The organism is Streptomyces sp. A3M-1-3 (assembly GCF_024213665.1).
GTDB lineage: Bacteria > Actinomycetota > Actinomycetes > Streptomycetales > Streptomycetaceae > Streptomyces.
The window spans coordinates 20,549-44,602 of record NZ_JANAVP010000035.1 but is presented as its reverse complement, the minus strand read 5'-3'; the positions used below and the strand labels follow the sequence as shown (position 1 = coordinate 44,602).

22 protein-coding genes are annotated in these 24,054 nt (G+C 68.5%); 12 read left to right on the top strand and 10 right to left on the bottom strand.

Translation table 11 applies throughout. The features are described 5' to 3' along the window. Nucleotides 1-12: 12 nt before the first annotated feature. Nucleotides 13-1,485, bottom strand: coding sequence for an FAD-dependent oxidoreductase (locus NLX86_RS29700; RefSeq protein ID WP_254374901.1), 1,473 nt, complete (start codon nt 1,483-1,485; stop codon nt 13-15). A gap of 132 nt (nt 1,486-1,617) precedes the next feature. Here NLX86_RS29700 and NLX86_RS29695 point away from each other — a divergent pair, with 132 nt between their 5' ends. After that, nucleotides 1,618-2,190, top strand: coding sequence for a TetR family transcriptional regulator (locus NLX86_RS29695; protein ID WP_254374900.1), 573 nt, complete (start codon nt 1,618-1,620; stop codon nt 2,188-2,190). Nucleotides 2,191-2,217: 27 nt separating this feature from the next. Next, a complete protein-coding gene (locus NLX86_RS29690; protein WP_254374899.1) occupies nt 2,218-2,700 on the top strand; it encodes a MarR family winged helix-turn-helix transcriptional regulator in 483 nt (160 codons plus the stop codon). Nucleotides 2,701-2,711: 11 nt separating this feature from the next. On the opposite strand, the gene NLX86_RS29685 is transcribed toward NLX86_RS29690, so the two are convergent. Together NLX86_RS29685 and NLX86_RS29680 are read right to left on the bottom strand one after the other, a co-directional pair. After that, a complete protein-coding gene (locus tag NLX86_RS29685) occupies nt 2,712-3,446 on the bottom strand; it encodes a Mut7-C ubiquitin/RNAse domain-containing protein (RefSeq protein ID WP_254374898.1) in 735 nt (244 codons plus the stop codon). Next, a complete protein-coding gene (locus NLX86_RS29680) occupies nt 3,409-4,053 on the bottom strand; it encodes a hypothetical protein (RefSeq protein ID WP_254374897.1) in 645 nt (214 codons plus the stop codon). Before NLX86_RS29680 ends, NLX86_RS29685 begins: the two co-directional genes overlap by 38 nt. Before the next feature lie 47 nt (nt 4,054-4,100). Between NLX86_RS29680 and NLX86_RS29675 the strand changes: the two genes are divergently transcribed. Continuing rightward, on the top strand, nt 4,101-6,092 hold the full coding sequence (locus tag NLX86_RS29675) for a transposase (protein WP_254374896.1): 1,992 nt from the start codon (nt 4,101-4,103) through the stop codon (nt 6,090-6,092). A 349-nt stretch (nt 6,093-6,441) separates the two neighbouring features. On the opposite strand, the gene NLX86_RS29670 is transcribed toward NLX86_RS29675, so the two are convergent. Both NLX86_RS29670 and NLX86_RS29665 read right to left on the bottom strand, forming a co-directional pair. Continuing rightward, on the bottom strand, nt 6,442-6,774 hold the full coding sequence (locus NLX86_RS29670; RefSeq protein WP_254374895.1) for a PCC domain-containing protein: 333 nt from the start codon (nt 6,772-6,774) through the stop codon (nt 6,442-6,444). Then, nucleotides 6,771-7,532 (bottom strand): helix-turn-helix domain-containing protein, encoded by a 762-nt coding sequence (locus NLX86_RS29665; RefSeq protein WP_254374894.1) that lies wholly within the window; start codon nt 7,530-7,532, stop codon nt 6,771-6,773. The genes NLX86_RS29670 and NLX86_RS29665 overlap by 4 nt, the downstream gene beginning before the upstream one ends. Before the next feature lie 87 nt (nt 7,533-7,619). Here NLX86_RS29665 and NLX86_RS29660 point away from each other — a divergent pair, with 87 nt between their 5' ends. The 9 genes from NLX86_RS29660 (at nt 7,620) to NLX86_RS29625 (ending at nt 13,969) form a co-directional block, all read left to right on the top strand. After that, nucleotides 7,620-7,850, top strand: coding sequence for a hypothetical protein (locus NLX86_RS29660; protein WP_254374893.1), 231 nt, complete (start codon nt 7,620-7,622; stop codon nt 7,848-7,850). 111 nt (nt 7,851-7,961) lie between these two features. Further along, nucleotides 7,962-8,090, top strand: a complete 129-nt coding sequence (locus NLX86_RS34605) for a hypothetical protein (protein ID WP_302061922.1) — start codon at nt 7,962-7,964, stop codon at nt 8,088-8,090. Between the two features lie 176 nt (nt 8,091-8,266). After that, nucleotides 8,267-9,538, top strand: coding sequence for a TfuA-like protein (locus NLX86_RS29655; RefSeq protein WP_254374892.1), 1,272 nt, complete (start codon nt 8,267-8,269; stop codon nt 9,536-9,538). Beyond that, entirely contained in the window at nt 9,528-10,664 is a 1,137-nt protein-coding gene (locus NLX86_RS29650) for a YcaO-like family protein (protein WP_254374891.1), read from the top strand. Before NLX86_RS29655 ends, NLX86_RS29650 begins: the two co-directional genes overlap by 11 nt. Then, nucleotides 10,661-11,482 carry a class I SAM-dependent methyltransferase gene (locus tag NLX86_RS29645; protein WP_254374890.1) on the top strand — a complete coding sequence of 274 codons (822 nt, stop codon included), beginning with the start codon at nt 10,661-10,663 and terminating at the stop codon, nt 11,480-11,482. The genes NLX86_RS29650 and NLX86_RS29645 overlap by 4 nt, the downstream gene beginning before the upstream one ends. A gap of 14 nt (nt 11,483-11,496) precedes the next feature. Next, nucleotides 11,497-12,504 carry an NAD(P)H-dependent glycerol-3-phosphate dehydrogenase gene (locus NLX86_RS29640; protein ID WP_254374889.1) on the top strand — a complete coding sequence of 336 codons (1,008 nt, stop codon included), beginning with the start codon at nt 11,497-11,499 and terminating at the stop codon, nt 12,502-12,504. A gap of 370 nt (nt 12,505-12,874) precedes the next feature. Continuing rightward, nucleotides 12,875-13,081 carry a hypothetical protein gene (locus tag NLX86_RS29635; RefSeq protein ID WP_254374888.1) on the top strand — a complete coding sequence of 69 codons (207 nt, stop codon included), beginning with the start codon at nt 12,875-12,877 and terminating at the stop codon, nt 13,079-13,081. A gap of 88 nt (nt 13,082-13,169) precedes the next feature. Further along, entirely contained in the window at nt 13,170-13,745 is a 576-nt protein-coding gene (locus NLX86_RS29630) for a hypothetical protein (protein WP_254374887.1), read from the top strand. After that, the gene (locus tag NLX86_RS29625; protein ID WP_254374886.1) at nt 13,742-13,969 is read left to right on the top strand and encodes a hypothetical protein; all 228 of its coding nucleotides are present in this window, start codon (nt 13,742-13,744) and stop codon (nt 13,967-13,969) included. Before NLX86_RS29630 ends, NLX86_RS29625 begins: the two co-directional genes overlap by 4 nt. 93 nt (nt 13,970-14,062) lie before the next feature. Here the strand turns inward: NLX86_RS29625 and NLX86_RS29620 are convergent, their stop codons facing one another. From NLX86_RS29620 to NLX86_RS29600, 5 genes are all read right to left on the bottom strand, one after another. Continuing rightward, complete coding sequence (locus tag NLX86_RS29620) at nt 14,063-14,911, bottom strand: FKBP-type peptidyl-prolyl cis-trans isomerase (protein ID WP_254374885.1); 849 nt, start codon at nt 14,909-14,911, stop codon at nt 14,063-14,065. A 319-nt stretch (nt 14,912-15,230) separates the two neighbouring features. Next, nucleotides 15,231-15,593, bottom strand: a complete 363-nt coding sequence (locus NLX86_RS29615; RefSeq protein WP_254374884.1) for a hypothetical protein — start codon at nt 15,591-15,593, stop codon at nt 15,231-15,233. Nucleotides 15,594-16,082: 489 nt separating this feature from the next. Continuing rightward, a complete protein-coding gene (locus tag NLX86_RS29610) occupies nt 16,083-22,292 on the bottom strand; it encodes a DNRLRE domain-containing protein (protein ID WP_254374883.1) in 6,210 nt (2,069 codons plus the stop codon). Nucleotides 22,293-22,843: 551 nt separating this feature from the next. Next, nucleotides 22,844-22,987: a PmrA gene (locus NLX86_RS29605; protein ID WP_254374882.1), complete on the bottom strand. Its 144-nt coding sequence runs from the start codon at nt 22,985-22,987 to the stop codon at nt 22,844-22,846. A gap of 32 nt (nt 22,988-23,019) precedes the next feature. Continuing rightward, on the bottom strand, nt 23,020-23,745 hold the full coding sequence (locus NLX86_RS29600) for a hypothetical protein (protein WP_254374881.1): 726 nt from the start codon (nt 23,743-23,745) through the stop codon (nt 23,020-23,022). Between the last annotated feature and the right edge of the window lie 309 nt (nt 23,746-24,054).

Sequence of the window (24,054 nt, the reverse complement as noted above, 5' to 3'; positions counted from 1 at the left end):
GAGAGCACCCTGTCATGGCGGTGCGGTGCCCGTTGCGCCCGTCCACCGGGCCAGTGCCGTGCGCAGCGCGTCGCCGTCCCGCTCCTTGTCGCTCGCCCAGGCGATGTATCCGTCGGGGCGGACGAGCAGCGCGGTGCGGCGCTCGCCGGCCCAGTGGGCGTGCACGATGTGCGCGGGCGCGCCCACCGGCGCGCCGTTGGCAGGGGTGACCAGTACGAACGTGCCGGCCCGCAGCAGTTCGTAGAGGCGGCCCTCGGTGAGGTCCAGGTCGGGGGCGCGCTTGCCCGCGAGGGTGTGCGCTCCGCGTTCCGCCGCGTACGCGATGCCGATTCCGGAGAGCATGCCTCTTGCCTTGGCGGCGGCGGGGCGGACGGTGTTCAGGAGGCGGGCGGCCAGCGCACGGGCTGCCCGTTGCACCGGGTTGTGTGCCATCGCGAGGCGCACGATGGTGCCGCTGCTGCGCAGTACGGCCCGGCCGACCGGGTGGCGCTCGGCCTGGTAGCTGTCCAGGAGGGATTCGGGGGAGTGTCCGCGCAGGACGGCGGCGAGTTTCCAGGAGAGGTTCGCCGCGTCCTGGATGCCGGTGTTCATGCCCTGGCCGCCGGCCGGGGAGTGGACGTGCGCGGCGTCCCCGGCGAGGAAGACCCGGCCGACCCGGTATTCGGGGACCTGCCGCTCGTCGCTGTGGAAGCGGGAGATCCAGCGGGCGTCGTGCATGCCGTAGTCGGTGCCGAGGCGGGCGATCTCCTTGACCTCGTCGAGGTCGACCGGCTCGCTGTCGGCGACCTGGCGGCTGCGGTTCCAGCCCATGACCCGGTACCAGCCGTCGCCGAAGGGGGCGATGAACGCGAAGGCGTCGCCCATGCCGTTGACTGTGAGCAGGCCCTCGGGCTCCTCGGCGAGCCGCACGTCGGCGAGGACGATCGAGCGGATCACGGAGACGCCGGGGAAGGGGAGGCCGAGTGCCTTGCGCACGGAGCTGCGCACACCGTCGGTGCCGACGAGGTAGCGGGCGCGGACCGTGGTTTCGGTGCCCGACACGTCCCTCACTTGGGCGGTGACCCGGTCGGCGTCCTGGCGCAGGCCGAGCAGCTGGGTGCCGTACTGGAAGTCCACGCCCGAGGACAGGGCCCTGCGCTCCAGCAGGTGCTCGACCTCGTACTGCGGGGCGATGAGCAGATACGGGAAGCGGGTGGGCAGGCGCGTGAGGTCCAGGGAGAGCCGCCGGAAGAGCTGCAGCCTGGTGACCTTGCTGCCCTTCTTGGTGAGCTCGTCGGCCAGATCCCGCGCGTCGAGCATCTCCAGGGTGCGGGCGTGCACACCGAAGGCCCGGGTGATGTTGCTGGTCTCGTGCGGGCGGCGCTCGACGACGGTGACGGACAGCCCGGCGGCGGCGAGGTCGCCGGCGAGTGTCATCCCTGTGGGGCCCGCGCCCACGACAAGCACATCGGTGGTGCCGTTCTCTGTGCTGGGCTTGCCGGTCATGGCTACCTCCTGAGTGGCTGTCGACGTCTGGTGCCAACGCTTGTGGGTCAACATGCGTTGGTCAACGCTTGTTGGCAAATGTAGAGCAGTCCGGCCTGGCGTGTCAACAGCTGTTGGCCTACAGTTGTTGGCATGAACGAAGCCCCGCCCGCCCCCCGCCGCTCGGACGCCACCCGGGCCGCGATCCTCGACGCTGCCCGTGAGCGCTTTGCCGCCGACGGCTACGAGCGCGCCACCATCCGTGCCATCGCGCGCGACGCCGGAATCGACCCGTCGATGGTGATGCGCTACTACGGCAACAAGGAGGGGCTCTTCGCCGCCGCGTCCGAGATCGACCTGCGGGTCCCGGAGCTGGGCGGACTTCCGGGCAAGCACATCGGGGCCGTACTCGTCGGCCACTTCCTCGACCGCTGGGAGCGGGATGACGTGCTGACCGCGCTGTTGCGCGTCGGTGTCACCAACGCCGCCGGCGCGGAGCGCATGCAGGCCGTCTTCAAGGAGCAGCTCGGCCCGCTCGCCGCCGGTGTCTGCCCCGACCCCGCCGAGGCCCCGGCCCGCGCCGCGCTCGCCGCCTCGCAGATCCTCGGCATGGCGATGGCCCGGTACGTTCTGTGCTTCCCGCCTGCCGTGGCGATGAGCCGGGAGGAGGTGATCGCCTGGCTCGCACCCACCGTGCAGCGATACCTGACGGCGGAGCAACCGTAGCGGCTACCTGCGTCATACACTCTCTGTATGACGCAGAAGAACGCCGGCCGGCGCAGCGGGCTGATGGCCGAGCTGTCCGCCGAGTCGCGCCGCTACATGGCCTCGTACGCTCTGTTCAACCAGGCCCTCGCGGACCATCTGCAGCTCCACCCCACCGATCTGCAGTGCCTCAATCTGCTCGGTCTGGAACCGGGACCGGTCACCACCGGCCGGATCGCCGAGTTGACCGGTCTCACGACGGGATCGGCGACCCGGCTCGTCGACCGGCTGGAACGGGCGGGCTACGTCGCCCGCCGACGCGACACCGAGGACCGGCGCAAGGTGCTCGTCGCCACGGTGCCGGAGCGGATGGCGGAGTTCGGCGCGCTGTGGGACAGGCTGGGCGGCCCCTGGGACGCGCTGTTCGACGGGTACGCGGACGACGAAGTCGCCCTGCTCATCGCTCACATGCGCCGGACGGTCGAGCTGAGCGCCGCGCAGGTGCAGCGCCTGCGCACGGGAACCGTCTGACGGCAGTGTGGCTACGCCGCCGCGTCGCCGAATTCGCGCAGCGCGTCCTCGACGATCGCCTGCAGGCGCGCGTGGTGGGCACCACGCCAGTACACCCGCTCGCAGTTCGCGCACTGCGCGAAAACGTCGTACGTGCGCCGTGTGCCGTGCTCCAGGAGTTCCCCGACCGACTGCTTGTCGGCGTCGCGCAGCGGCCCGTTGCAGGCGGTGCACCGTGTCCATGGGGCGAGCTCCGGGGTGAACCGGCCCAGTACGTCGCGCAGCTGCTCGTCCGGCCGGTCGCTGTAGATGTACGCCCCGGCCCAGATCTCGCGCCGCCGCAGCAGGCCGCGGTCCCGGGACAGCAGCACCCGCCGTTCCGCCGCCGAGCGGGTGGCGAGCGCCGGGTCGCCGATGTCCTCGTTCTCGTACGCCGCGTCGACGCCGAGCAGCCGCAGCCGCCGGGCGAGCGTCCCGAGGTGTACGTCGAGCAGGAAGCGCAGCGGCGCGCCCGGCACCCGCTGCGGCCGTGCGACCCCGTACACCTCTACCGTCTCGCCCGCGCGCGGCACATGTGAGACGGGCATCTCGCGCCCGTCGACGAGCAGCCGGCCGACCTCGGTCAGCGGCACGCCCATCGACTCGACGACATGGCCGAGGCTGGACGACCCGTCGGTGACGGCCTTCGTCGGCCCCTGGCGGCGTTCGGGAGCGGCGAAGAGCTGCAGCTCAGGGGCGAAGGTGAGGTGGATCTCCGGACCGTTCACGCCGCCAGCATGCCACCGGCCGAAGCGCAGGGCCCACAGATTTCCAGTCGCGGAACGCCGCCGCGTTCTCCTCCGCCCAGGTGGCGAAGGTGCGGCCGGGGTGCCCGGTCAGGTCCTCGGCGGTGCGCGTCAGAGGCACCGGCGAACCGTCCGAAGCGCGCCAGTAGTTGAGAAGCGCGTCCGCGAAGTGCTCCGGTACGTATCCGGCGACCTCGGCCTTCCAGTCCTGCGGGCTCACGGTGTGCACCGTGATCGGCCGGCCCGTCACCCCCTCCAGGATGGCGATCTGCTCGGCGAACGTGATCGATTCGGGGCCGGTCAGCAGATGGCGCCGGCCACGCACCGCGGCCCCGGCGGGCGCGGTGAGTACGGCGAGCGCGGCCTCCGCGAGGTCCGTCTCATGGATCGCGTCGCAGTGACTGCCGGGGTACGGAAGGTTCACCGCCCCGGTCGCCCGGACCGACCAGGACCACTGCTGGGCGTTGCCGGCGAAGGCCCTGGGCCGCAGGATCGTCACCTCGACGGCCGGGGAGGCCGCGCGCAGGGCCTCCTCCACCGCCAGGTGGGAGGGCGCGATGGGGCTGGCGGCGGCGTCGGGCGTGAGCACCGCGCTCGAGGGTGCAGGCCGGCGGGCTGGGGTCGCCCGCTGCGGCGGTGGAGGGTTTCGGCGGGTTCGCCGCGCAGTACGAGCAGATCGAGAAGGTCTCCGCCCACCACGGCAACAACTGGGAGATCCTGCTGTACGGGCAGCTGCGCAAGGACCGCTCGCTGATGTTCGACCTGACCGCCCCGGGGCGCCTTCAGCTGACCTCGACGTCGGAGGACTGGCGGGTGCTGAACGCGCTGGCGCACGCCAAGGCGCACAAGGCCGCCCGCGACTACATCCCCGAGCTCGACGAGAACGGCGATGCGGTGGACGTCTCCTTCGCCACCCTGAACTGGCAGAAAGCCATCCGGGACAAGGACCGGCCGGGCTACTTCGTGCGCAGGCACTTCGAGGCGATGGTCTTCGCGAACCTCGCCGACGAACTGCGCACCGGTGACATCGCGGTGCTCGGCTCCGAGGAGTACGCGGACTGGTCCAAGCAGCTGCTCGTCTGGGAGGACGTCAGGGACAAGCTCGGCGACTACCTGGTGGAGGTCGGTCTCAAGGAGCCGGGGGACGACACCGAGTACGACGCGGCGTCCTTCCGGCGGCAGCTCCAGGACATGCTCACCGCGGCCGCCGCGTCGGCGGATGCGGGATACCCGGACAACGAGGGGCTGTTCATCGACCCGAAGACCGGCGTGCCCACCCTGAGCCCGCACAAGGCCGACGGGCAGCGTCCGAGCGCGAGGAAGCTGGAGCAGGAGATCAAGGCGAGGCTGCCGGAACGCTCCCTGATCGGGATCCTGGCCCGCACCGCGTTCTGGATCGAGTGGTGGCGCCGCTTCGGGCCGGCCTCCGGCAACGAGCCCAAGCTGACCGACCCCTTCGGCCGCTACGTCATCACCACCTTCGTCAAGGGCACCAACCTGGGCCCGTATGAGGCAGCGAGGCACATCCCCAACGTGTCGGGGCACGAGCTGTCGCTGGCGGCGAACCGGCACTTCTCCATCGCCCTGCTGAACGAGGCGATCACCGACGTGGTCAACGCGCACGCCAAGCTCGACATCTCCCAGGCGTGGGGAGACGGGACCACGGTGGGCGCGGACGGCACCCACATGGACACCTACCTCAACAACCTGCTCTCCGAGACCTCGGTGCGGCTCGGAAAGTCCGGCGGCATCGCCTACCACCACATTTCCGACACCTATATTGCGCTCTTCACCCATTTCATTCCGTGCGGGGTGTGGGAGGCCGTCTATATCATCGAGGGGCTGCTGAAGAACGCTTCGGAGCTGAAGCCGACCACGATCCATGCGGATACGCAGGGCCAATCGTATCCAGTTTTTGCATTGGCTTATTTGCTGGGCTTCGATTTGATGCCCAGGATTCGGAACTGGAAGGATCTGACGTTCTACCGGCCGTCCCGGCAGAGCCAGTATGTGCACATCGACGCCCTGTTCGGCGAGAGCGGCCAGAACGTCATCGACTTCGCCCTGATCGAGTCGCAGTTTAGGCACCTGATGCGCGTCGCGGTCTCCGTGCGCGAAGGCCAGCTGTCCTCCACGCTGCTGCTGCGCCTGCGCTCCGGCTCCCGCCGCAACGCCACCTACACCGCGTTCCGGGAGGTCGGGCGGGTGATCCGTACCGTGCAGATGCTGCGCTACCTCTCCGATCCGGCGATGCGCCGGCGCGTGACGGCGGCGACCAACAAGGTCGAGTCGTACAACGGATTCATGCAGTGGCTCTACTTCGGCAACCGGGGCATCATCACTGACAACGACCCCGTCGAGCAGGAGAAGTCGATGAAGTTTAATGCCCTGCTCACGAACGCGGTGATTTTCCATCAGGCCACGGACATCGCCATGATCGTGCGGGAACTTCAGGCCGAGGGAACGAAGGTCGAACCCGAGGATCTGGCGGAAATCTCGCCGTACATCACGGAAAACATCAACCGGTTCGGTGAATACTCCACACACGAACTCGGAATCATCCCGGACGCGTACGAGCCGCATCTGGACGTCGATTTCACCAAGCTCCGCGACGGCGAAGCCGCGTGAGACCCGGCCCGGGAGGGGTATCGAGAAGACCGGCGGAGTGATGGTCATCGACCTGCGCGAGGCAGTACAGGCGGTACGCCGGGCGGGTTCGGCATCATGAGGGCCATGGACGATGTCGAGCTCACCGAGGACGAGATCAACGACCTGCTCATCGGTGAGGACCGCGAGGCCGGGTGGGATGAGGAGGACGGCTACGAGTGGGTGGGCTGATCACCGCATCGCCAGTGTCCCGCCGGCTCTGCGGCGCTGATGGCGTTCTCGTCGGGTCTCGAACGGTCGGCCCCGGCGGCGCCCCACGGGGGGAGGGCGCCGCCTGGCCGACTGTGCGAACGCCCTGACGCGGGGCCGGTCAGTGGGCGGGGATGACGTAGGCGCGGGCGAAGTGGGTGCCGATGTGGGCTTCGTGGAGGTGTCCGGCGATGGCGCGGTCGCCTTCGACGCCCAGGACGACGTGGATGTGTGCGAAGCCGTTGCGGATCTCGCCGGTGCCGGTCATCTCGCCGGGCAGGTCGTACTTGGTGATGGTGTCCTTGAGCGCGTCGCCTTCGGGCATGGTGGAGACGGTGAAGGAGTCGGCGGCCCCGATCAGGGAGACGATCGCCGCGTCGGTGATGCCGGCCTCGGCGGCCTGGCGGTTCAGCTCGTCGACGAGCTCGCCCTGGGGGATTTCAAAGACGATCATGCGGGACTCCGTCCGATCATGGGGCTCAGCTCCCGCAGCATGACCGAGGAGCACCAGCGGGCGCCAGAGTCTTGAGGGTTGAGGGCCTCTTTCGCGAAGCGGGTGGCGAGGAAGTCCGCTCGGTGGGCGTACGTGGCGGGCCGGGAGGCGATGCGTCCGGCGGTCGTCCAGTCCACGGCGCAGACGCGGGAGGTCACCGCGGTCATGTAGAGGTGGCGGACCTCTTCGTCGTGGGCGAGGACGCGGGCGACGTCGTCGGCCTGGCCCTGACCGGGCACCTTGGCGAGGATGCCGGCGGCGTTGACGCGCAGGATCGGTACGTCCCCGTCGAGCATCCACCGGCGCAGGTTCGCCGCGGACGCCTTGTCCGCCAGCGAGGCGGTGACGATGTCCGCGCCGTGGGTGGTCTGGACGCGGGCCAGGGGGCCCGGGTCGCGGCCGGCGATGCTGGCCGCCATGTCCGAGGCCAGTGCGCCGTGCGGGAGCGCCAGGGCGGACAGTCCCAGGAAGGCTCGTCGGTTCACGCGGTCGAGCGTAGCCTCCGCTGCCAGTTGCCCGTCAGGGACGCCCAGCACGCGGGACAGGTGCCCGATCCAGTGCTTGCCGGGGATGACCTTCCCCGTCTCCCACCGCTTGACCGCGTCGCGGCCCGGTGCCCCGGTGGGGTCACCTGCGGAGAGGGCCAGCTCGTCGGCGAGCTGGGCTTGCGTCCACTGCTTGAGGCTGCGCAGATCACGGATCAACTGTCCGATCGGCATGGGCACATGATGCCCCTCAAGATGCCCCTCCGCGGTGGTCTCGGCACGGTTCACCCTTGCGGGAGCCCCGAACAAGGAGGTTGCGCCATGGGCACCGCACACCGGTCCGTTTCCCACCGCACACTGCCCGCCTGGCTCAGCGAGGGCGCCGCGGTCGTCGACGAAGGCGGCCACGGCCGCCGGGGCATCGTGCAGTTCATCGGCGCGTGGGAGGACCCCGCCACCCGCCGCGTCACCGACTGCGCCGTCTTCCTGCGCCCCGAGGGCGGCGGCAAGGAATGGATCGTCGCCGACCACTGCACCCTCGCCAGGGGCTGACGACTTCCCGTCCTGACCAGGGGCGGGCAGGCGGGCCCCGGCCCGCGGCACCACCGGTACGGGCAACCGGTCCGCACCGTCGCAAATCGCAGTGAACGAAGGAGAAGGCCCGTGGAGCAGTCCAAGTCCGAGCTCGCCGCCCAGGCCGCGCCCGTCTGGGCACAAGCGCCCGGCATCGCCGGGATCGTCGCCCCCTCCGGCGTCGTCCGCATCGAGGACGTGGAGGACGAGGGCCCCTGACCCAGCCGCGGGACCGCGAGGTTCCGCACGTTGACCGGCGCGGGGAGACCGGAGAGCAACGGCCCGGCTCCCCGCGCCGACCAGTCCACAGATGCCCTGAAGGCAACGGTGCCGGAGACATCTCGCGGGAAATCCGGCTCCGGCCCATTTTCCGCCCAGGTACGGGAGGTTGTGCGGTGATCCACGTGTACGTCGGGCCGACCCTGTCCCGCGACGAGTCGCTGCTGAACGCGCCGTCGGTGCGGGTGCTGCCGCCGGTGCGGCACGGAGACCTCTTCGACCCCGCTGTCGCCGACGGCGACACCGTGGTGATCCTCGACGGGGTTTACCACCAGGCGCCGGCACTGCGGCACAAGGAGATCCTGGCCGTACTCGGCCGGGGCGTGCGCGTCTTCGGCGCCGCGAGCATCGGCGCTCTGCGTGCGGCCGAGCTGCACGAGTTCGGGATGCTCGGGGTGGGCGCCGTCTTTAGCGCCTACGTGAGGGGCGACATCGACGGCGACGACGAAGTGGCGGTCGGCCAGGAGCCGGGCGGCGGCTTACGGGCGCTGACCTGGCCGCTGGTGAACTTACGGCATGTGCTTGGGATCGCCGAGCACGAAGGCGACGTGACCGGCGAGACGGCGTCCGGGCTGCTGGAGGCGCTGGGTGCCGTGTACTACCCGCAGCGCACGATGGCCGCGGTGCTGGCCGTCTGCCGCCGGCACGGGGCCGAAGCCTTCGGAGCCTGGCTCGCCGAGCGGCGCCGGGCGGACCGGCACTTCGGTGACCTCAAGCGGCTTGATGCTCTCGAAGCAGTCCAGGCCGCGCTCGACGGCCCTCCGCCGGGTCCCGGCCTGCCGCCGGGGACACCTTGGGACACGGGCTACTACCGGCGGTGGGCCAACTTTTTTGCCACGGAGAAGGCGGACGGCCTGGAGCTGGCGACGGCGCACCGGATCGCCTACCAGCAGATCTTCGACCCGCAGTTCCCCGCCGTGTGGCGGACCCACCTCGATTACCTCTCGCGTCACCCCGACGACGGCAGCGAAGGGGTGCCGCTAGCCGAGCGGATGACCCGTCTGACCGGCGAGCACCCCGGCCCGCTTCCTGTCCACGCGGTGTTCCGGCCGCCTCTCGACCTGCGCGATGCACAGGCTGTGGCCCGGCTGCTGGCGGGCGAGACGGCCGCCGACCGGGCGACGATCGCCCGCTACGAGGTGTGCAACACCGAGGCCCGACGGTCCACCCCGGGCTTCATGCCCGAGGCCGTCGACGGCGAGGTCACCCGCCGCACCCTGCTGCGGCTGTGGCGATGCGATCTGGGCCGACTGGAAGAGGAGGCCGCGGGCCGCGGCTTCCGGAGCAGCGCAGACGCGATCGAGGAGACGAAGCACTTCATGGCCGGACTCTTCCACGACCAGACGCAGGCTGCCTCCGCGAAGGAGCTGGCCTGCGATGCGATGTGAGCGGGTGCTGCTGGATGGCACGGTGCGGGCCCTCAGCCCCGAGGACACCTGGGCGGGCCTCGCGCCACAGCTGCCGCGCTACGGGATCACGCGGGTGGCCTCTTTGACCGGGCTCGACTACCTGGGACTGCCCGTGTGGACGGCGATCCGGCCCGGCTCCCAGACCCTGACGGCCTCCCAGGGCAAGGGCTCAACCGACCTGCTCGCGAAGATCTCCGCCGTGATGGAGGCCGTCGAGCTGTGGCACGCCGAACAGCCCATGGCGCCCGCGATGTCCGCACCGGCCCGGGACGTCGAGCTTCCCTATCCGCTGGCGGCGCTGCCGGTGAAGGTGTGGCACGACGCGCTGGAGCGGGTGCCGTTGGAGTGGACGATGGGCGCGGGCGTCATCAGCGGCCACACCGTGCCGGTGCCGCTCGGCCTGCTACAGCGGTCCGCACGCCGCCCGACGTGGCAGCCCGACGTCTTCCGGGCGACCAGCACTGGCCTGGCCTGCGGCAACGGGCGCGAGGAGGCGATGCTGCACGCGATGTACGAGGTCGTCGAGCGCGACGCCCTGTTCGCCGACGAGAGAAGCGGCGGGGCCCGTCGCACGCTGGTCGACCCCCGGTCGGTCGACGATCCGTACTGCCGCACGCTCATCGACCGGCTGCTGGGTGCGCACGCCGCCCTTGAGCTGGCGGTGGTGGACAACGCGTACGGCATTCCGGTGTGCCTGGCCTACCTCTGGTCCGAGGACTATCCAATCTGGTTCGCCGGCGCCGGGTGCCACACCGACCCGCACATCGCCCTGTCCCGGGCGATCTCCGAGGCGGCCCAGTCCCGGCTCACCTGCATCGCCGGAACCCGGGACGACCTGGTCTCCCACGAGGAGGCGTTCGACGCGCCCCCTCCCCGCCCGCAGGCCGCCGAGGACCTGCACCCCTGGGCCGAACTGGCGAACGGCTGCGAGCCGTGGCGCGGATGCTTCGCCGACCAGGCCCAGGCGGTCGCCGCGCGGATCGGGCAGGTCACCGGACATGAGCCGGTCTGTCTCGACCTGTCGGCCCCCGCCGATCCCCTGGCCGCAGTCAAGGTCATCTGCCCCGGGACGAAGTCACGGACCAGGAGGTCGATCCCGCGATGAGCACGCTGTCCCTGCGCGAACAGGAACTCCAGGCGCACTTCAACGCCTTCCACGCCGCGCGGGCGTCGTCGGATCTGGCGTCGAGGCTGTACGCCGAGGCGATGCGCGACGCGTACCCGGCTGAGGTCGCCGCGTCCAGCTCCTGCGACGTCACTCTCCTGGGCACGATGGTGACCCGGCTGTGCCTGCGGCCCGGCCAGATCCTCGCCGATGTCGGCTGCGGCACCGGCGGCGTGGGGCTGTGGCTGGCGCGCGCCCTCGCCGTGCGCCTGGTCGGCGTCGACATCTCCTCCACCGCTGTTGAACTCGCCGCCGCACGTCGGTCCCAGTTCGTGCCAACCGAGCATGCCCAGTTCCGGGTGGGGACGGTGGAGGCAACCGGCCTGCCCGAGTGCCACGCGCACGCGGTCGTCTGCGTGGACGCGATGAGCAACGCCGCCGAGCGGACCGCGGCCCTGGGCGAGATCCAGCGCATCCTGCACCCCGGGGCCCGCGCGGTGATCACCCGGGCCGTGCGCCGGGACTCCGGCACGGCGCCCGTCGAACAGGCCGCCGTCGATGCCGGGTTCGAGGTGGAGCACATCGACGAGCGGCCCGGCGAGCCCGCCATGTGGCGCCGCTTGTACGGGCTGTGGATCGCGCACGAGGCCGACCTTCGCCGCGACCTGGGCGACGTCCAGGCGGAGAACATGCTGCGCGAGGCGAACCGGGTACTTCCCCATCTCGACGGGCGCCGCGCGCTCGTGATGACCCTGCGGCGTCCAGGGCCCTATCCGGCCGCCCAGCCGGATAGGGTCGCCTCCCAGGCCATCGCTTAAAGAGAGAGGGCCAGATGAACCGGGTTGCGGTGCTGTCGGCCGGGTCGTGGGGCACGACGTTCGCGGCGGTGCTCGCCGACGCCGGCAACGAGGTCGTCCTCCACGGCCGCAGGCGCGAGGTCGTCGACGCGATCAACGCCCGCCACGAGAACCCCGTCTACCTGCCCGGCGTCGCCCTGCCCCAGTCGCTGCGGGCCACCACCGATGTCGCCGAGGCCCTGGCGGGCGCGGACCACCTGGTGGTGTCGATCCCGGCGCAGTCCCTGCGCGCCAACCTCACCGCGTGGGCGCCGCTGATCGAGCCGCGCACCCTGGTCGTCAGCCTGATGAAGGGCATCGAGACGCACACCGGGCTGCGGATGAGCGAGGTCATCACCGAGGTGACCGGGATTCCGGCCGAGCGGGTCGCGGTGGTCTCGGGCCCGAACCTCGCGCGGGAGATCGCCGCCCGCCAGCCCGCCGCATCGGTGATCGCCTGCCGTGACGAGACCGCGGCCAAGGCACTCCAGAACGCCTGCGTCACCCCGTACTTCCGCCCCTACACCAACACGGACGTGGTCGGCTGCGAGCTGGGGGGCGCGGTGAAAAACGTCATCGCCCTCGCCATCGGGCTCGCCGCCGGGATGGGCCTGGGCAACAACGCACGCGCCCTGCTGATGACCCGCGGTCTCGCGGAGACCGCCCGACTCGGCGCCGTGATGGGCGCCGACCCGCTCACCTTCTCCGGCCTGGCCGGAGTAGGCGACCTCATCGCCACCTGCTCCTCGCCGCTCTCCCGCAACCGCGCCTTCGGCGAACACCTGGGCCAGGGCATGACCGTGGCCGAGGCGACTACCGCGACCAGCCAGACCGCCGAGGGCGTCAAGTCGTCCCAGTCCATCCTGGAACTCGCGCGCCGACACGGGGTGGAGATGCCCATCACCGAAGTCGTCGTCGCCGTCATCAACGGCACGGCCACCGTCGACGAGGCAGCCAGCATGTTGATGAACAGGTCGCCCAAGCCCGAACGCTACGGCGTCTGAGCCCCCTTCCTACTGGCCACCCCGAGACCCTGCTCTACGAAGACGACCGCTGGAACCTCCTCCAGCGCTGCCTCACCGACGACACCCTGCCCCTGGACGTCCGGGCCGCTGGCGCGATCACCCTGCTCTTCGGCCCGTCCACCGAGCGGCTCTGCAACCTGACGCCGGACCACCTGCAACTCGGCGACAAGCACATCCACCTCATGCTCGGCCGCCACCCGGTCCTACTACCCCCACGGCTGGCCGGGCTGCTGCAACAGCTGGCTGATGAGCATCAGCCTGGCCCTCGGGCTCTATTCGCCCAGGCCACCCAGGTCCCCGATTGCTCTTCCCAGGGTTGGTCCCGGGGAAGCCAATCGCGACACACACCATGACGCAGAAGCTCAACCGACACGGGATCTCGGTCCGCGCGGCCCGCAACTCCGCCCTCGCCGCGCTCGCCGCCGACCTCCCCAGCCCCATCCTCGCCGACCTAACCGGCATGCACCGCCACACCGCGATCCGCTGGGTCACCTACGCGCGACGCGACTGGGCCGAATACCTCGCCGCACGGACGGCTGACCTCCAGGAGGACTAACGATGACCGACACCACAGGCGACAAGGGAGGCCGCACGGCGGAGGAGGTGCGCGACTACCTGCTCACGCAGCTCTACGTCGACCGGGAATGTACGGCGGTGAGGTCGCCATCAGGCTCTTCTTGGAAGCCGTGGCGTTCGCCGACAATCGCGAGCATGCCTGGGGCGAGGAACTTCAGACCCTCCGGACCCGGCATGCCTCCCTTTCTACCGGGGTGCGCGGCGCCTTCCAGCAGCTCTGGGGTGACGGAAGCGAGGGTGCCGTGGCATCGGTCTATGCGGATATCGCCCACCGTCATCGCTGGCTCAGACTCGACCGGTCTCTCTCCCAGGCTGAGTACGACGAGATGCGCCACACCAGCACGACCTGGTGCAACGAGGATCGATACCTCAGCGAGATCATCGCCATATTCGGTCCGCCATCGATGCTTCTCGGAGGGAGCAACCCCAACTACCCCAAGACCCTGGCCTACACGACCGACCGTCCGGAGGACGCACTGCTCTGCTTCCACCTCTGGAACGGCTCCGCCCCCGGCTCCCCACTCATCGCAGATCCGGTCCACGCCGAACCGGTACTCCTGGCCATCCGGCACGACGGCGGACAGTTCAACGCCGGCTTCACCTTCACTCCCGCAGGAAGTGCCCGCCGCGAGCTGGCCACATGACCAGCTCGGCCCGGCCTCCGGAGATCACCCCGGACACGACGGCCCCAGCCGAGCATGAGCGCTTCGCGGAGTACCTGCACGCGCTGGCGATGGTCCCCGACGCCGAGGAGACCGCATTGGTGGCCGCGGTCCTCTGGCGCAGTCGGCGGTGGTCCGACACCTGGACGCGCGGGCGGCGGCCCTGCACCGAGACCCGGAATTCTCCACCTGGGCCCGGAGGATGACAGCTGCCGTCGACCTGCTGTCGGCGTACACGTGAACGTGCCCAGTCACGTACGGATGAAAAGAGTACGCCCACAACGGGTGCTCCCTCGGCCCTACGCTACCGCCAGGACGTCGACGATGAAGACGAGGCTGGACTTGGCCGGGATGTCTTTCTGGGCCTGAGCACCGTAGGCAAGGGCCGGAGGAACGACGAGCAGCATCCTGCTGCCCGCCTTTGCGCCTAGCAGGGCTCGGTCCAGTCCTTTGATGAGGTTGCCGCGGCCGATGACGACGGCGGCGGGCCCGTTGAGCCAAGAGGAGTCGAAGAGCTCGGCCTTCTCCCTTCCACGGTTGGTGGCCCAGACCGCGCCGGCGTGCCGGAGCACCACCGTCTGGCCTGCCTTGACGGTGGTGCCGGAGCCGTCGATCAGAGTCCTGGAAATAAAGCGCTTAGACGGAGCCGTGTCTGGCACGGCGATCGAGATAGAAGAGCGGTCCGCATGCAGCTGAGGCAGTGCTTCAGGCACGGCCTGCTGCTGCCCGTGGACAGTCGACTTCGCACCGATGACCTTCGCGATGTCGACAACGAAGACGACAGTGTCGGTAGGCGAAACGCCGATCTTGGCGTTCCCCGACTTGCCGTAGGCAGCAGCCGGTGGAGCCACCACCAAGACCCGGCTGCCGACAGGCTGTCCCATGACCGCTTGATCCAGGACGGGGATCACCGCCCCACGGCCAACAGGAAACAGGGTGGGGGCGCGGCCCTTGTCGTAGGTGCTAGGCACATCCCTGCCACGATTCCACGTCTTGGCGGTGTAGTTGACGATCACGATGTCGTTCTTACTGGCTTTCCGCCCGTGACCCTGAAGAACGGAAGCGACGACGAACTTCCCGCTGGGCTTGTGCTTCGGGATGGTGATGGTGGCCTTCCGCCCGAATTCCCCAGAGATGGTGGGCAGCATGCTGTCCGTCGCCGCAGTGGCTGGCACGGCCTGCCGGGATACGGACACTGACGGCACCGGCAGCGGCCGATGACCGTCGCCCGGAGTGGAAGTCGAATCTTCACCACCACTGCATCCCGCTAGTAGCAGAGCAGACGCGAGGAGGAGCGCGGCACTATGACGCATGAAAATCCTTACTTGAAACTTGAAATAATTGCGACATAAACTGGCGAGGTGCATGCAGAATCCATCACGGAATCTTCACCTGGCGGGCGGCACTGCCGGAGGCCCTAAGAATGCCCTGCCGCAGCGGCGACGGTCTTTCCTTAAACGCTGGAACTCACGATTCCTGCCCGTTTTCGGGTTCTTGGGGGGAGTCCTGCCGTGCGAGCCATGCGGCTTGCTCGGCCTTGCTGTTGAACCGATCGCAGAGCTTGGCACCGTACATGAGCCCGATGCCAAGGAAAAGGAAGAGAGGCATAAAGAACTCGGCGTCGGCCTGGTCCATGGACGAGAGTTCGACGGCAACCGGTACAAGCAGGGCAACGTACATGATGAGTGTGGCGATCCCCTGCACGCGGATTCCGCCGGCACTGGAATGTTTCCGGATCCACTCCGGCGCCCACCCGCCCAACAGTGCGATCCCGAAGGGCAGGGCGACGGCCGACGAGACGATGACCCATATCCAGTAGAGCGATTCCATCTGTCCTCCGATAGAGAAAGGAGCGGCGCCTAATGCTGGTGGAACTATCCGCGAGGGAAGCAAGTTTCCCCCGGGTATTTCACCTTGTGACTATCCGATCGCTTGCTTGGTCTCTGCTTGTGAGCCTTTCCCTCCTCGAGGCCTCTGATTCGCCGCCATTAAGCAGCAGTGAGGCGAACCCGGCAGCGAGGAGATCATTGCAGAACTTAGACGCTCCAAGACCTGGCCAGCGACGATGGCGGTCCGAGCAGCTGTGTGTTAACGACGCAACCTGTGTGTGCTTCCTTGCAAGGTCGCTGAGTAACTCCGTCGGCATGGAAGGCGGCTGATCAGAACCATTCTGATCAGCCGCCGGCCAGTTACGGCGGTGAGGCGCTCATCGTCAGCCCCTCTTGCCCCTTTTCGGGCTGGGAGATCGGGCGGGGCGATAAGAGAACATCGCCCCGCCCGGTTGTCGATCCCGGGTTCTCTGCTACAGAGAAGGAGTCACTAGCAGCGACCCACCGATGGATATCCGTATGATTGCCAATGCCAGTACTTGTACTTCACCGTAACTTTCAGCCGGAGGCACTTTTTGCGAGAGTCCGCTTCCCTTGCTTTCCTGACAGACCACCAGGCCATGATGTTCAGGATTTCAGCGAACGTGGCCACGTATATGTTCGGGACCCTGGCAACGAGGAACCCAATGATGCCGAAGAGTATCTCAGGCGTCCGGGATATCTTCTTCGTGTATCGACGGTTGAAGGTGACGTACATAGAGGCTCCGGTGTGCACCCCACTGCGCGATCTGATGAACCACCAGGTGTGCAGCGTGGCCCTTCCCCAGTGGTGGTACCGGGTCCGCCAGTAATGCCATCTGCCGTCGAGGTCGAGCTTGTTTACGGGGTCGGCGGTTGTGTAGTCGTACGCGTTGGCGTTTCCTCCGCGCACGGGGTCAATGGAGAGGAATCGCCCGATTGCGGGGTCGTAGAGCCGGACGCCCATGAGCGTTGCCCCGGTGGGGGTTTCGCTGGAGCGCTGCTTGCCGCCGAGCCATCCGTAGCGGGCGGTGGTGCTGCCGGGTACGGGGTTGCCGTACTCGTCCTGACGCAGGACCGTAGGGCTCTTGGTCGTGTCGAGTGGGAGTTGCACACCGACGTCACCGTGGATGGTGGTGAGCTCAAGGACGGTGTCACCGGATGCCGAGGTGATCGCTTCGAGGTTGCCCGTCAGTCCTTGGACGTTGCGGGCGATGGTGCTGCTGGAGTCCTCCACGATCCAGGAGGGGCTGTCGTTCTCGGAGCCGTAGTGGTTGGTCTTGTGTCCGGTCTGGCTCCAGGTGCCGTCGGTGCCTTGGGTCTCTGTGGTCCAGGAGGCAAGGCGTCCTGCGGCGTCGAGGTCCCAGGTCTGGCGCTGGGTGCCCGTGGTCTGTCGGCGGGCCAGGTCGTTGGCGTAGTAGCCGATGGTGGCGCCGCTGGCCTGGGTGCTGGTTCGGCCGAAGGCGTCGTAGCTGACGCCGGTGGCGATGAGCCGATCGGCGCTGTCATAGGTGCTATTGACGGTTGTGGCGCCGGTGTCAGTGCAGGCCGAGCCGGGAGCGCTGGTGCTGGTGGCTAGGGTCGTGCGGTTGGTGTTGTTGTCGAAGGTGTACCCGCGGCGGGTGCAGGTGCCGTCTGCCGCGGTGTCGTCGGTGCGGGTGAGCCGGCCGAGCTTGTCGTAGGTGTATTCCTGCTCTGTTGTGTCCCCGCTGGTTCCGGTGTGGTGGACGATGCGGCCGTGCATGGAGTAGTCCACGCTGTCGGCGAGGAGGACGGCGTTGTCGCTGTCGCGGGTGTAGATCCGCGAGGTGTCGTCGCCCACCTCGTTGTAGCTGATGTTGAGGGTGTGGCCGCCGGGCAACTGCTCGGTGGTGAGCTCTCCCTCGGGGCCGTAGGTGGCGGTGAAGGTTCCGGCTACCGAGTCGGTCAGGGAGGTGGGCAGGCCGCGGGGGTCCTTGGTGAGGTCGTAGGTGATGGTGGTGGTGGAGGGCGCTGAGTCGGTGGCCTTGACCGTACGGTCGAGCAGGTCGTACTCGGTGGTGGTGTTGCCTGCGCCGTCGTTGTAGCTGACTTGACGGCCGAGTTTGTCGAATGCCGTGGTGATGGTCTGACCGTTTGCCGACATCGTGGCCACGCGACCGGTATTGGGGTCGTAGGTGGTGGTGGAGTCGGGCACCGTGGTGCCCACCCCGCCGGCCATGACGACCTTGGTCATCCGGCCCGCGTTATCGGTGGTCATGGTGCTGGTGCGGGTGATGCTGTTGGCGGTCTCCGTCACCGTGGTCGGCTGTCCCCACCAGCCGTACTCGACTGCCTTGGTGGGCAGTTGGGTGGGGTTGGAGCCACCGCCGGTGATAGCCCCGGCTGGCCCGGTGGAGCAGACCAGGTCGGCCCACTCTGGACGCCCGTTGCAGGCGCCGGTACCGCTCGACGACCAGTAGGTGGTCACCGTGGCGCCGGCGTCCGTGGCGTCCGACTTGGGCAGGGTGGTCTTGATGACACGGCCGTGGGCGTCATAGGACGTCGTCTTGGTGACGTTCAGCCCGCCCGCATCATCGATCGTGCTGGTGGGCAGGCCCTTGGACCAGTCGTAAGTGGTTTTCGTGGCTTGAGCGTCCGCGTCGGACGGATAGCCGTCCACGTGTGTGCCCCCGGTGACGGTCGTCGGCATGTCGCTGACCTTCGCCGTGCCGTCGGTGGGCCGACCCTCGTCGTAGGCGGTGACGGTGTGCTCCCGGGCCGCCACTTCGGTGCCGGCCGGCACATCGGTGCCGCCGGTGCCGGCCTTGAGTACGGTGGTGAGGGTCGTCAAGTGCAGCGGCCCGTACTCCTCCAGTTCCCGATCGCTGTCGCTGCTGAAGATATGGCTCGTGGACAGTAGCTGAGCTCGTTCAGCGGTGGATGCGTTATTGATGCCGAGGCGGGTGAGCTTGTCCAGGCTGTCTCCGCTGGTGGCCAGGGCCAGCTTGCGGTTGCCCGCGGTCAGCTCGCGCACCGCGTTGCCGAAGCGGTCGTACTCGGTCGTGGTGATGTGGCCTCCGGGCGCTGCGGTGTTGACCTCGCGCCCGGATGAATCGACGTAGCTGATCAACGCGCGCTTGTAGGCGTCGGCGGCCAGGGTACGGCCGTCGTGCGAGGCCGGCACGGCGTCGGCAGGAAATACGGCGGTAGCATCAACCGGCACGTCGCTCTGGCCCCAGGCAGCGATATCCGCCGTACCCATGGCGTTGGGCGCCGTGGTCCCGCTGAGCGGAACGTCGTAGACGAGCGAGGTAGCTGCAGTGCCCTCGGTGACATCAGTGCTGCCCTGTCTTAGCCCGGGTCGGGAGGCTTTGAGGAGCATGCCTTCAGCGGCGGTGGCAGCGTTGCCGGCCTTGCCGTAGGTGAGGGTCCACGGCAGCTCGCCCGCCGGGGTGAGCGTGTTGACCCGGCCGGCGCTGTCGTAGCTGTATTCGGTCTTCAGCGATGGGCTGATCTGCGGATTCCACGTCTGGCGCAGCCGTCCGGCACTGTCGTAGAGATATGTCTGTACTGCCTTGGCGGTCGCCGCCGACGCAGCCGCCTCGGTCGACCACAACCGGATTTCCTTCACCTGACCGGCGTAGTCACCAAAGGTGCTGTCGGTCGCGGTGGTGGAAGTGGCGTAGAGGAACTGCAGCAGCCGGCAGCCCTTGGTCGACGGAGTCGTCACACACGTCTCGGAGGACACCGCGGAGGTCGGTGCGATCACATGCTTCGGACGAGCGAGGGTCTCGCTACCGGAGACCACCTTTTCCGATACGACCGTGGTGGATGAGTTGGACGTTGGCAGATACGTCGTAGAGGCCTGCCAGGTGGTGGCGGCAGGATCGACCTTCGCGAAGGTCGTGGTCGTGCCGTGCGTGTTCTTCAAAGTGAAGGAACTGGTCAGCGAGCCGGTCAGTGTCAGAGACTCGTCACCGGGCTCCGGCTGCCAGCCGCCCGCGCTGGTGGCAGTGAACCCGACCTGATTCCCGCTAGAGTCAACCACTTCCACTGACGTGGAGGAGGTTTGCCGAATGCTGCTCCAGTCAGATCCGCTCACGTCAGCCGTGATACCGGAGATCCAGTCGGGACCGTAGATGGCCGCCTGGCCCTCCATGTCCTCATCTGAGGTGGCGCGACGTGAAGACGTGCTGCGTTCGACGCTCAGCCCGAATGCTGATGCATCTGTTTCGGAGAGGGTGAAGTCTCCGGTCAGCATGTTCACTTCGCCGGGACCCAACGGTTGCGCGGGAGCATCGCCAGCGTTCCGGTCGACGGTAACGGTGACCAGCTGAGAGTAGCCGGTGCTGGTGCCATCGGTGAACGCAGCCCGCACGTCGATGGGGCCGTCCTCGGCAAACGTGCCGGTGATGTTCCAGGAGAGCGCAGGCGGAGCACCGTTAGGGGCTGCGAGCGGCCAAGAGGTGATGGCGGAGCCGTCGGAGTTCTTGGTCACGTCGGCCAGCGGCACGGTGTGCCAGGAGTCGGTCTCGCCGCGCCGGTACTGGTAGGTCACCCCGGTGTAGCTGGTCCTGCCGGTGGCAGAGAGTGCCACGCGCCGTGCAGGGCGCTCACCATCGCCCGGTGTGAGTATTGCGGCGCCGTCCGCCCCCACGCCGAACTTGTACTCAGTCGTCGTGGTGGACAGGCTGCCACCGGAGTCAACGGTCTTGGCATACAGCGTGTGCCAGCCGTTGTCCGGCTTGACGGTCACGGTCTTCGGATCGCCGCCGTTGCCATCGGCCGTGTCGTCGATCCGGTTGGGAGTATTGGGGTCGTTCAGGCCCCAGTAGTAGCCCTGCCCGTCGCTGGAGGTGGTGTCGAGGGTGCACTGCGCACCATCGGTCGCCTTGGCCGTCCAGGTCTCCTTTGTGTACGGGGTGCAGGTGATGCTTGGAGCCGCGGGCTTACCGGTGTTGAGGACGAAGATGGAGTAGCCGGTCCACGACCCGTACAGCGACCCGTCGTAGCCGCGGACCCGATAGCGCAGGTGCGAGCCCGCTGGGAAGGCGTTCGCAGAGGGGATCGTGAGCGAGGCGGTCGATCCGGAGGCCATGCCGATGGTGGTGCCAGTGTAGGTGTAGGTGGTGTCGTTATAAACCGGGTCCGGGGTGACTTCGAACTCGGCCTTGACCGTCCCCCCGTCCGCGTCGCTGATCTTCGCCGACAGCTGCGGCGTCAGCGAGGTGACGTACCGCTTGCCGTTGTAGGCGTTCACCACGCTCGGGGAGATCGCCGGCGAGATAGGCAAGGCTGGGTAGGAGTTGTAGGTAACCGTCAGCGACGGCTCGATGTCGGGGTTGTGTGACCCGTCGACGTAGTTCGCCGACCGGAAGCGCCGCCAGGTGAGCACATCGGTCTCATCGACCGCGGCCATACGGATGCCGTAGTTCGGCTGACCGTCCGCCCATGCCTGTACGACCGCATCCACATCCCAGGAGACATGGCCCGCCGGGCACGAAGAGTTGTAGCCCTTGGCAGCGGTCGAGGTCACCGCATCGGTGGTGGTCGTCGAGGGCTGCGCGGACCAGGAGATCGCCGACGAGTCCCAGTCCGAGGTGATCCGCCGCACCTGCACGCCTGAGCCGGTGGTGGAGCAGGTGGAGGAGTAGTACGAGTACAGCCGCAGATCGGTGTCGACGATCTTCTTGCCCGAGTACTTCGCCACATCGAACTTCAGGAACGACCGGGCCTTCTGCACCCCGTCGTAGGTGCCGGCCTTCAGCTCCGTCGACCCGCGCTGGCTGGTCGGGTAGGCGTCGTACTGGATCCAGGTGTCCGTGGTCGGCCCCGCCAGCGTGTTTGTCGGGTCGACCACCACCGGATACGTGACATCCGGATCGGACAGGAACTGCTCACTCGGCTTGAGCACCAGCGTCTGTCCGCCGTTTGCGGCCGTCTCGACCGTGGCGTTGACGTTCGCGGTGTGCTCCGGCTCCTGGGACTTCGCATCCTCAGCGGCGCCCCACATCAGCGGCGGCGGAGCGGCAGCGACCTGCTTGCCCTTGGAGTCCTCCCAGTACAGCCGCTCATCGGCCGTCTCCTCGAGGGTTAGCCCCTCGGCCGCCACCGGCAGGCGGAACTCCACCGGCCCGCTCGGCCTCTCGCGCAGCACCACCGAGTGGGAGAAACCTTCCGGCAGCGCCGTGACAACCACATCGCCACCGGGAACCGCGTCCCGGTAGGTGGCGGTGTTGGCGTTGAGCACCGGCTTGGGCAGCGTGCCAGCCCAGGCCACGCCCAGGGTCTTCTCCCCCCGGGTGACCTGCGCCAGCGGCGTGTTGCTGCCTCCGGCGGAGAAGGCGATCTCCGCAGCGGCGGCCTTCGGCGCCACCTTGCCGTCCACTTCGGCAAGCGTCACATCTACCGGCTGCCAGTTGTCTTGGGCATCCTTCACCCGGATTGGCCCGGTGAAAGACTCCACCGTCACGGTCCCGTTCGGGTTCGCCCAGCTGGTGGTGTCCTCCGTGCGGGCGTCCAGGATCTCGATGCGCCGGTCCTGCAACTGGGCCATCAGCCGTGCCGACGCCTCATCCGCGGCCTGCGCCGGCCCGGAAGGCGGCGGCGTCTGGGCAACCGGCGCCTGCGACTGCAAGGCCACCGCCTGTCCGGTGGTCGCTACCGTCACCGCCGTCTCAGCGGCAAGCAAAATGGCCAAAGAGGTAGCCAACCGCCGCACTTGACGACCGGTGAAGACAGCACTGCGGCTGCGACGTCTCCCCAGAGAACGTGGCTGCCCACGCCCTGCTGAAGTGAGCCAATGCCTGCCCATTGTGGACTCCGTATCTCCTGATCAGTGTGATCAGGTGACCGGAAGGTATCCAGAGAGAAAAGATCAAATACGATCCCAGAGAGCCCCATAGAGGACCAGTTGAACCCACGAGAACGACGTGACTCTCGTCACAATATCGGACTTTCGGGAACCAACTCACGCGCAATGGCATAAGCGTGCCCTCCAACTCCCGCTGTACGTAGGAACTTTGCTCACGGTGACCCCGCGCGTGGTACAAACCCGCGTCGCAGACGTCGCGTCCTCGGTCAAGGGCTCCATCGGGGACACGCGCGGACGTCGTGGGGATCGCTTCGCAGCCGTTCTGGCTGCACTGGCACGACGGCGAGCGCAAGCGGCGGCACGCGCTGTGGATAGGGTTGGCGTTCGCGCAGGTCACTGCCGGTGCTGTCGCCCCTGGCGCCTACGGTGGGCCATTTTGAAGCCCTGACCGCCCGGGTTCACCTACGGCGGCGGGCGGCGGGCGGCGGGCGGCGGGCGGCTGGGTCGCGCTCGGCGACGTGCTGGGCGACGGCGTCGACGCTGGGCCGGGCGTACCTCTCCAACGACCGTACGGAGGCGTGCCGGGAGCGGGCCAGCAGCATCGGCGTTGAGGTGCCGTCTTCGGCGTCGTGTGTCAGCGCACTGTGGCGGAGCCGGTGGAGCGTCCACCCTTCCAGGTCGTCGAAGCCGTCGGGGCTGGCGAGGGGGTTGGCCAGCAGCCGGGTGCTCTCCTCGAAGATTCTTCCGCGCGGCGGTAGGACAGCCTCGCTCGGCCGGCGGTCGGGCAGATGTCCAGGCTGGGGGTGCGGGCGGGGGCTTTGCGGTCGGTGAGGAAGAGCGGGCCGTGGGTGCGGCCAGCGGTGAGGCGGGGCAGGAGCTGGGCGGTGCCGGACTGCCAGTGAATCCACTCGATGGCGCCGCCCTTGGAGACGACACGGCCGCGTTTGTCGGCGGGGAACAGTTCCTCGATGTTCAGGCACAGGATCTCCTCCGCCCGTGCGGCGCTCTCGTAGAGGAGCTTCCAGAACGTCTTCTCCCGCACGGACGCGTCCAGTTGCCACAGGGCGGCGATCTGAGGCTTGGACAGTGCTTTCGTGCGGTCCGGCGGCGCCGGGCGGCGCTCGATGCCGATCGTGGGGTCGGCCTCGATCCAGCCCTGGGCCTGCCCCCAGCCGATCGCCTTGCGCGCGATGGACAGTTCGCGGTTGACGGTGTCTGCGTCCATCTCGTCCGCGCGGGCCGCCGCGAGTTCGGCGAGCACCGGTGGCAGGCCGGGGTCGTCGATGGCCGTCAGGTCGAAGGGTGCGGGCTTGGCGCCGCGGCGGGCCGGTCCGGTCGGCGCCGGCTCGCCGCGCAGCATCCACCCCCAGGTGGTGAGCGAGATCCGGTAGATCCGTGCGGAGGACTTCGCGATGCCAGCGCCGGTGAGATACCGCTCGACCGCGGCTTCGTACGACGGGGGCGGACAGCGGCACGACCCGGGCGCGCGGCACCCGCAGCGCGCCCCCGTTCTCCGGCGCGGTCGCCCGTTCGATTGCCACCCGTCGACTCCTTCCGGCTCTGCCGCAGTAAATGCGTACACCTCGCCTCCTCCGCTCGTGATCATGCTCGGTCGAACATGCGAGGCCGTCGGCGGGGTGCCGGGGAGACCGTATCGGCTCTGCCGCAG

Excerpts from the sequence above, each read along its gene's own strand:
- NLX86_RS29620 (WP_254374885.1), bottom strand. The coding sequence starts at position 14,911 with ATGCTGCCCACCATCTCTGGGGAATTCGGGCGGAAGGCCACCATCACC.
- NLX86_RS29625 (WP_254374886.1), top strand. The coding sequence starts at position 13,742 with ATGACCAGCTCGGCCCGGCCTCCGGAGATCACCCCGGACACGACGGCC.
- NLX86_RS29660 (WP_254374893.1), top strand. The coding sequence starts at position 7,620 with ATGGGCACCGCACACCGGTCCGTTTCCCACCGCACACTGCCCGCCTGG.
- NLX86_RS29640 (WP_254374889.1), top strand. The coding sequence starts at position 11,497 with ATGAACCGGGTTGCGGTGCTGTCGGCCGGGTCGTGGGGCACGACGTTC.
- NLX86_RS29695 (WP_254374900.1), top strand. The coding sequence starts at position 1,618 with ATGAACGAAGCCCCGCCCGCCCCCCGCCGCTCGGACGCCACCCGGGCC.
- NLX86_RS29630 (WP_254374887.1), top strand. The coding sequence starts at position 13,170 with ATGTACGGCGGTGAGGTCGCCATCAGGCTCTTCTTGGAAGCCGTGGCG.
- NLX86_RS29670 (WP_254374895.1), bottom strand. The coding sequence starts at position 6,774 with ATGATCGTCTTTGAAATCCCCCAGGGCGAGCTCGTCGACGAGCTGAAC.
- NLX86_RS29650 (WP_254374891.1), top strand. The coding sequence starts at position 9,528 with ATGCGATGTGAGCGGGTGCTGCTGGATGGCACGGTGCGGGCCCTCAGC.
- NLX86_RS29635 (WP_254374888.1), top strand. The coding sequence starts at position 12,875 with ATGACGCAGAAGCTCAACCGACACGGGATCTCGGTCCGCGCGGCCCGC.
- NLX86_RS29700 (WP_254374901.1), bottom strand. The coding sequence starts at position 1,485 with ATGACCGGCAAGCCCAGCACAGAGAACGGCACCACCGATGTGCTTGTC.
- NLX86_RS29615 (WP_254374884.1), bottom strand. The coding sequence starts at position 15,593 with ATGGAATCGCTCTACTGGATATGGGTCATCGTCTCGTCGGCCGTCGCC.
- NLX86_RS29600 (WP_254374881.1), bottom strand. The coding sequence starts at position 23,745 with ATGCTGCGCGGCGAGCCGGCGCCGACCGGACCGGCCCGCCGCGGCGCC.
- NLX86_RS29665 (WP_254374894.1), bottom strand. The coding sequence starts at position 7,532 with ATGCCGATCGGACAGTTGATCCGTGATCTGCGCAGCCTCAAGCAGTGG.
- NLX86_RS29605 (WP_254374882.1), bottom strand. The coding sequence starts at position 22,987 with ATGCTGCTGGCCCGCTCCCGGCACGCCTCCGTACGGTCGTTGGAGAGG.
- NLX86_RS29645 (WP_254374890.1), top strand. The coding sequence starts at position 10,661 with ATGAGCACGCTGTCCCTGCGCGAACAGGAACTCCAGGCGCACTTCAAC.
- NLX86_RS29690 (WP_254374899.1), top strand. The coding sequence starts at position 2,218 with ATGACGCAGAAGAACGCCGGCCGGCGCAGCGGGCTGATGGCCGAGCTG.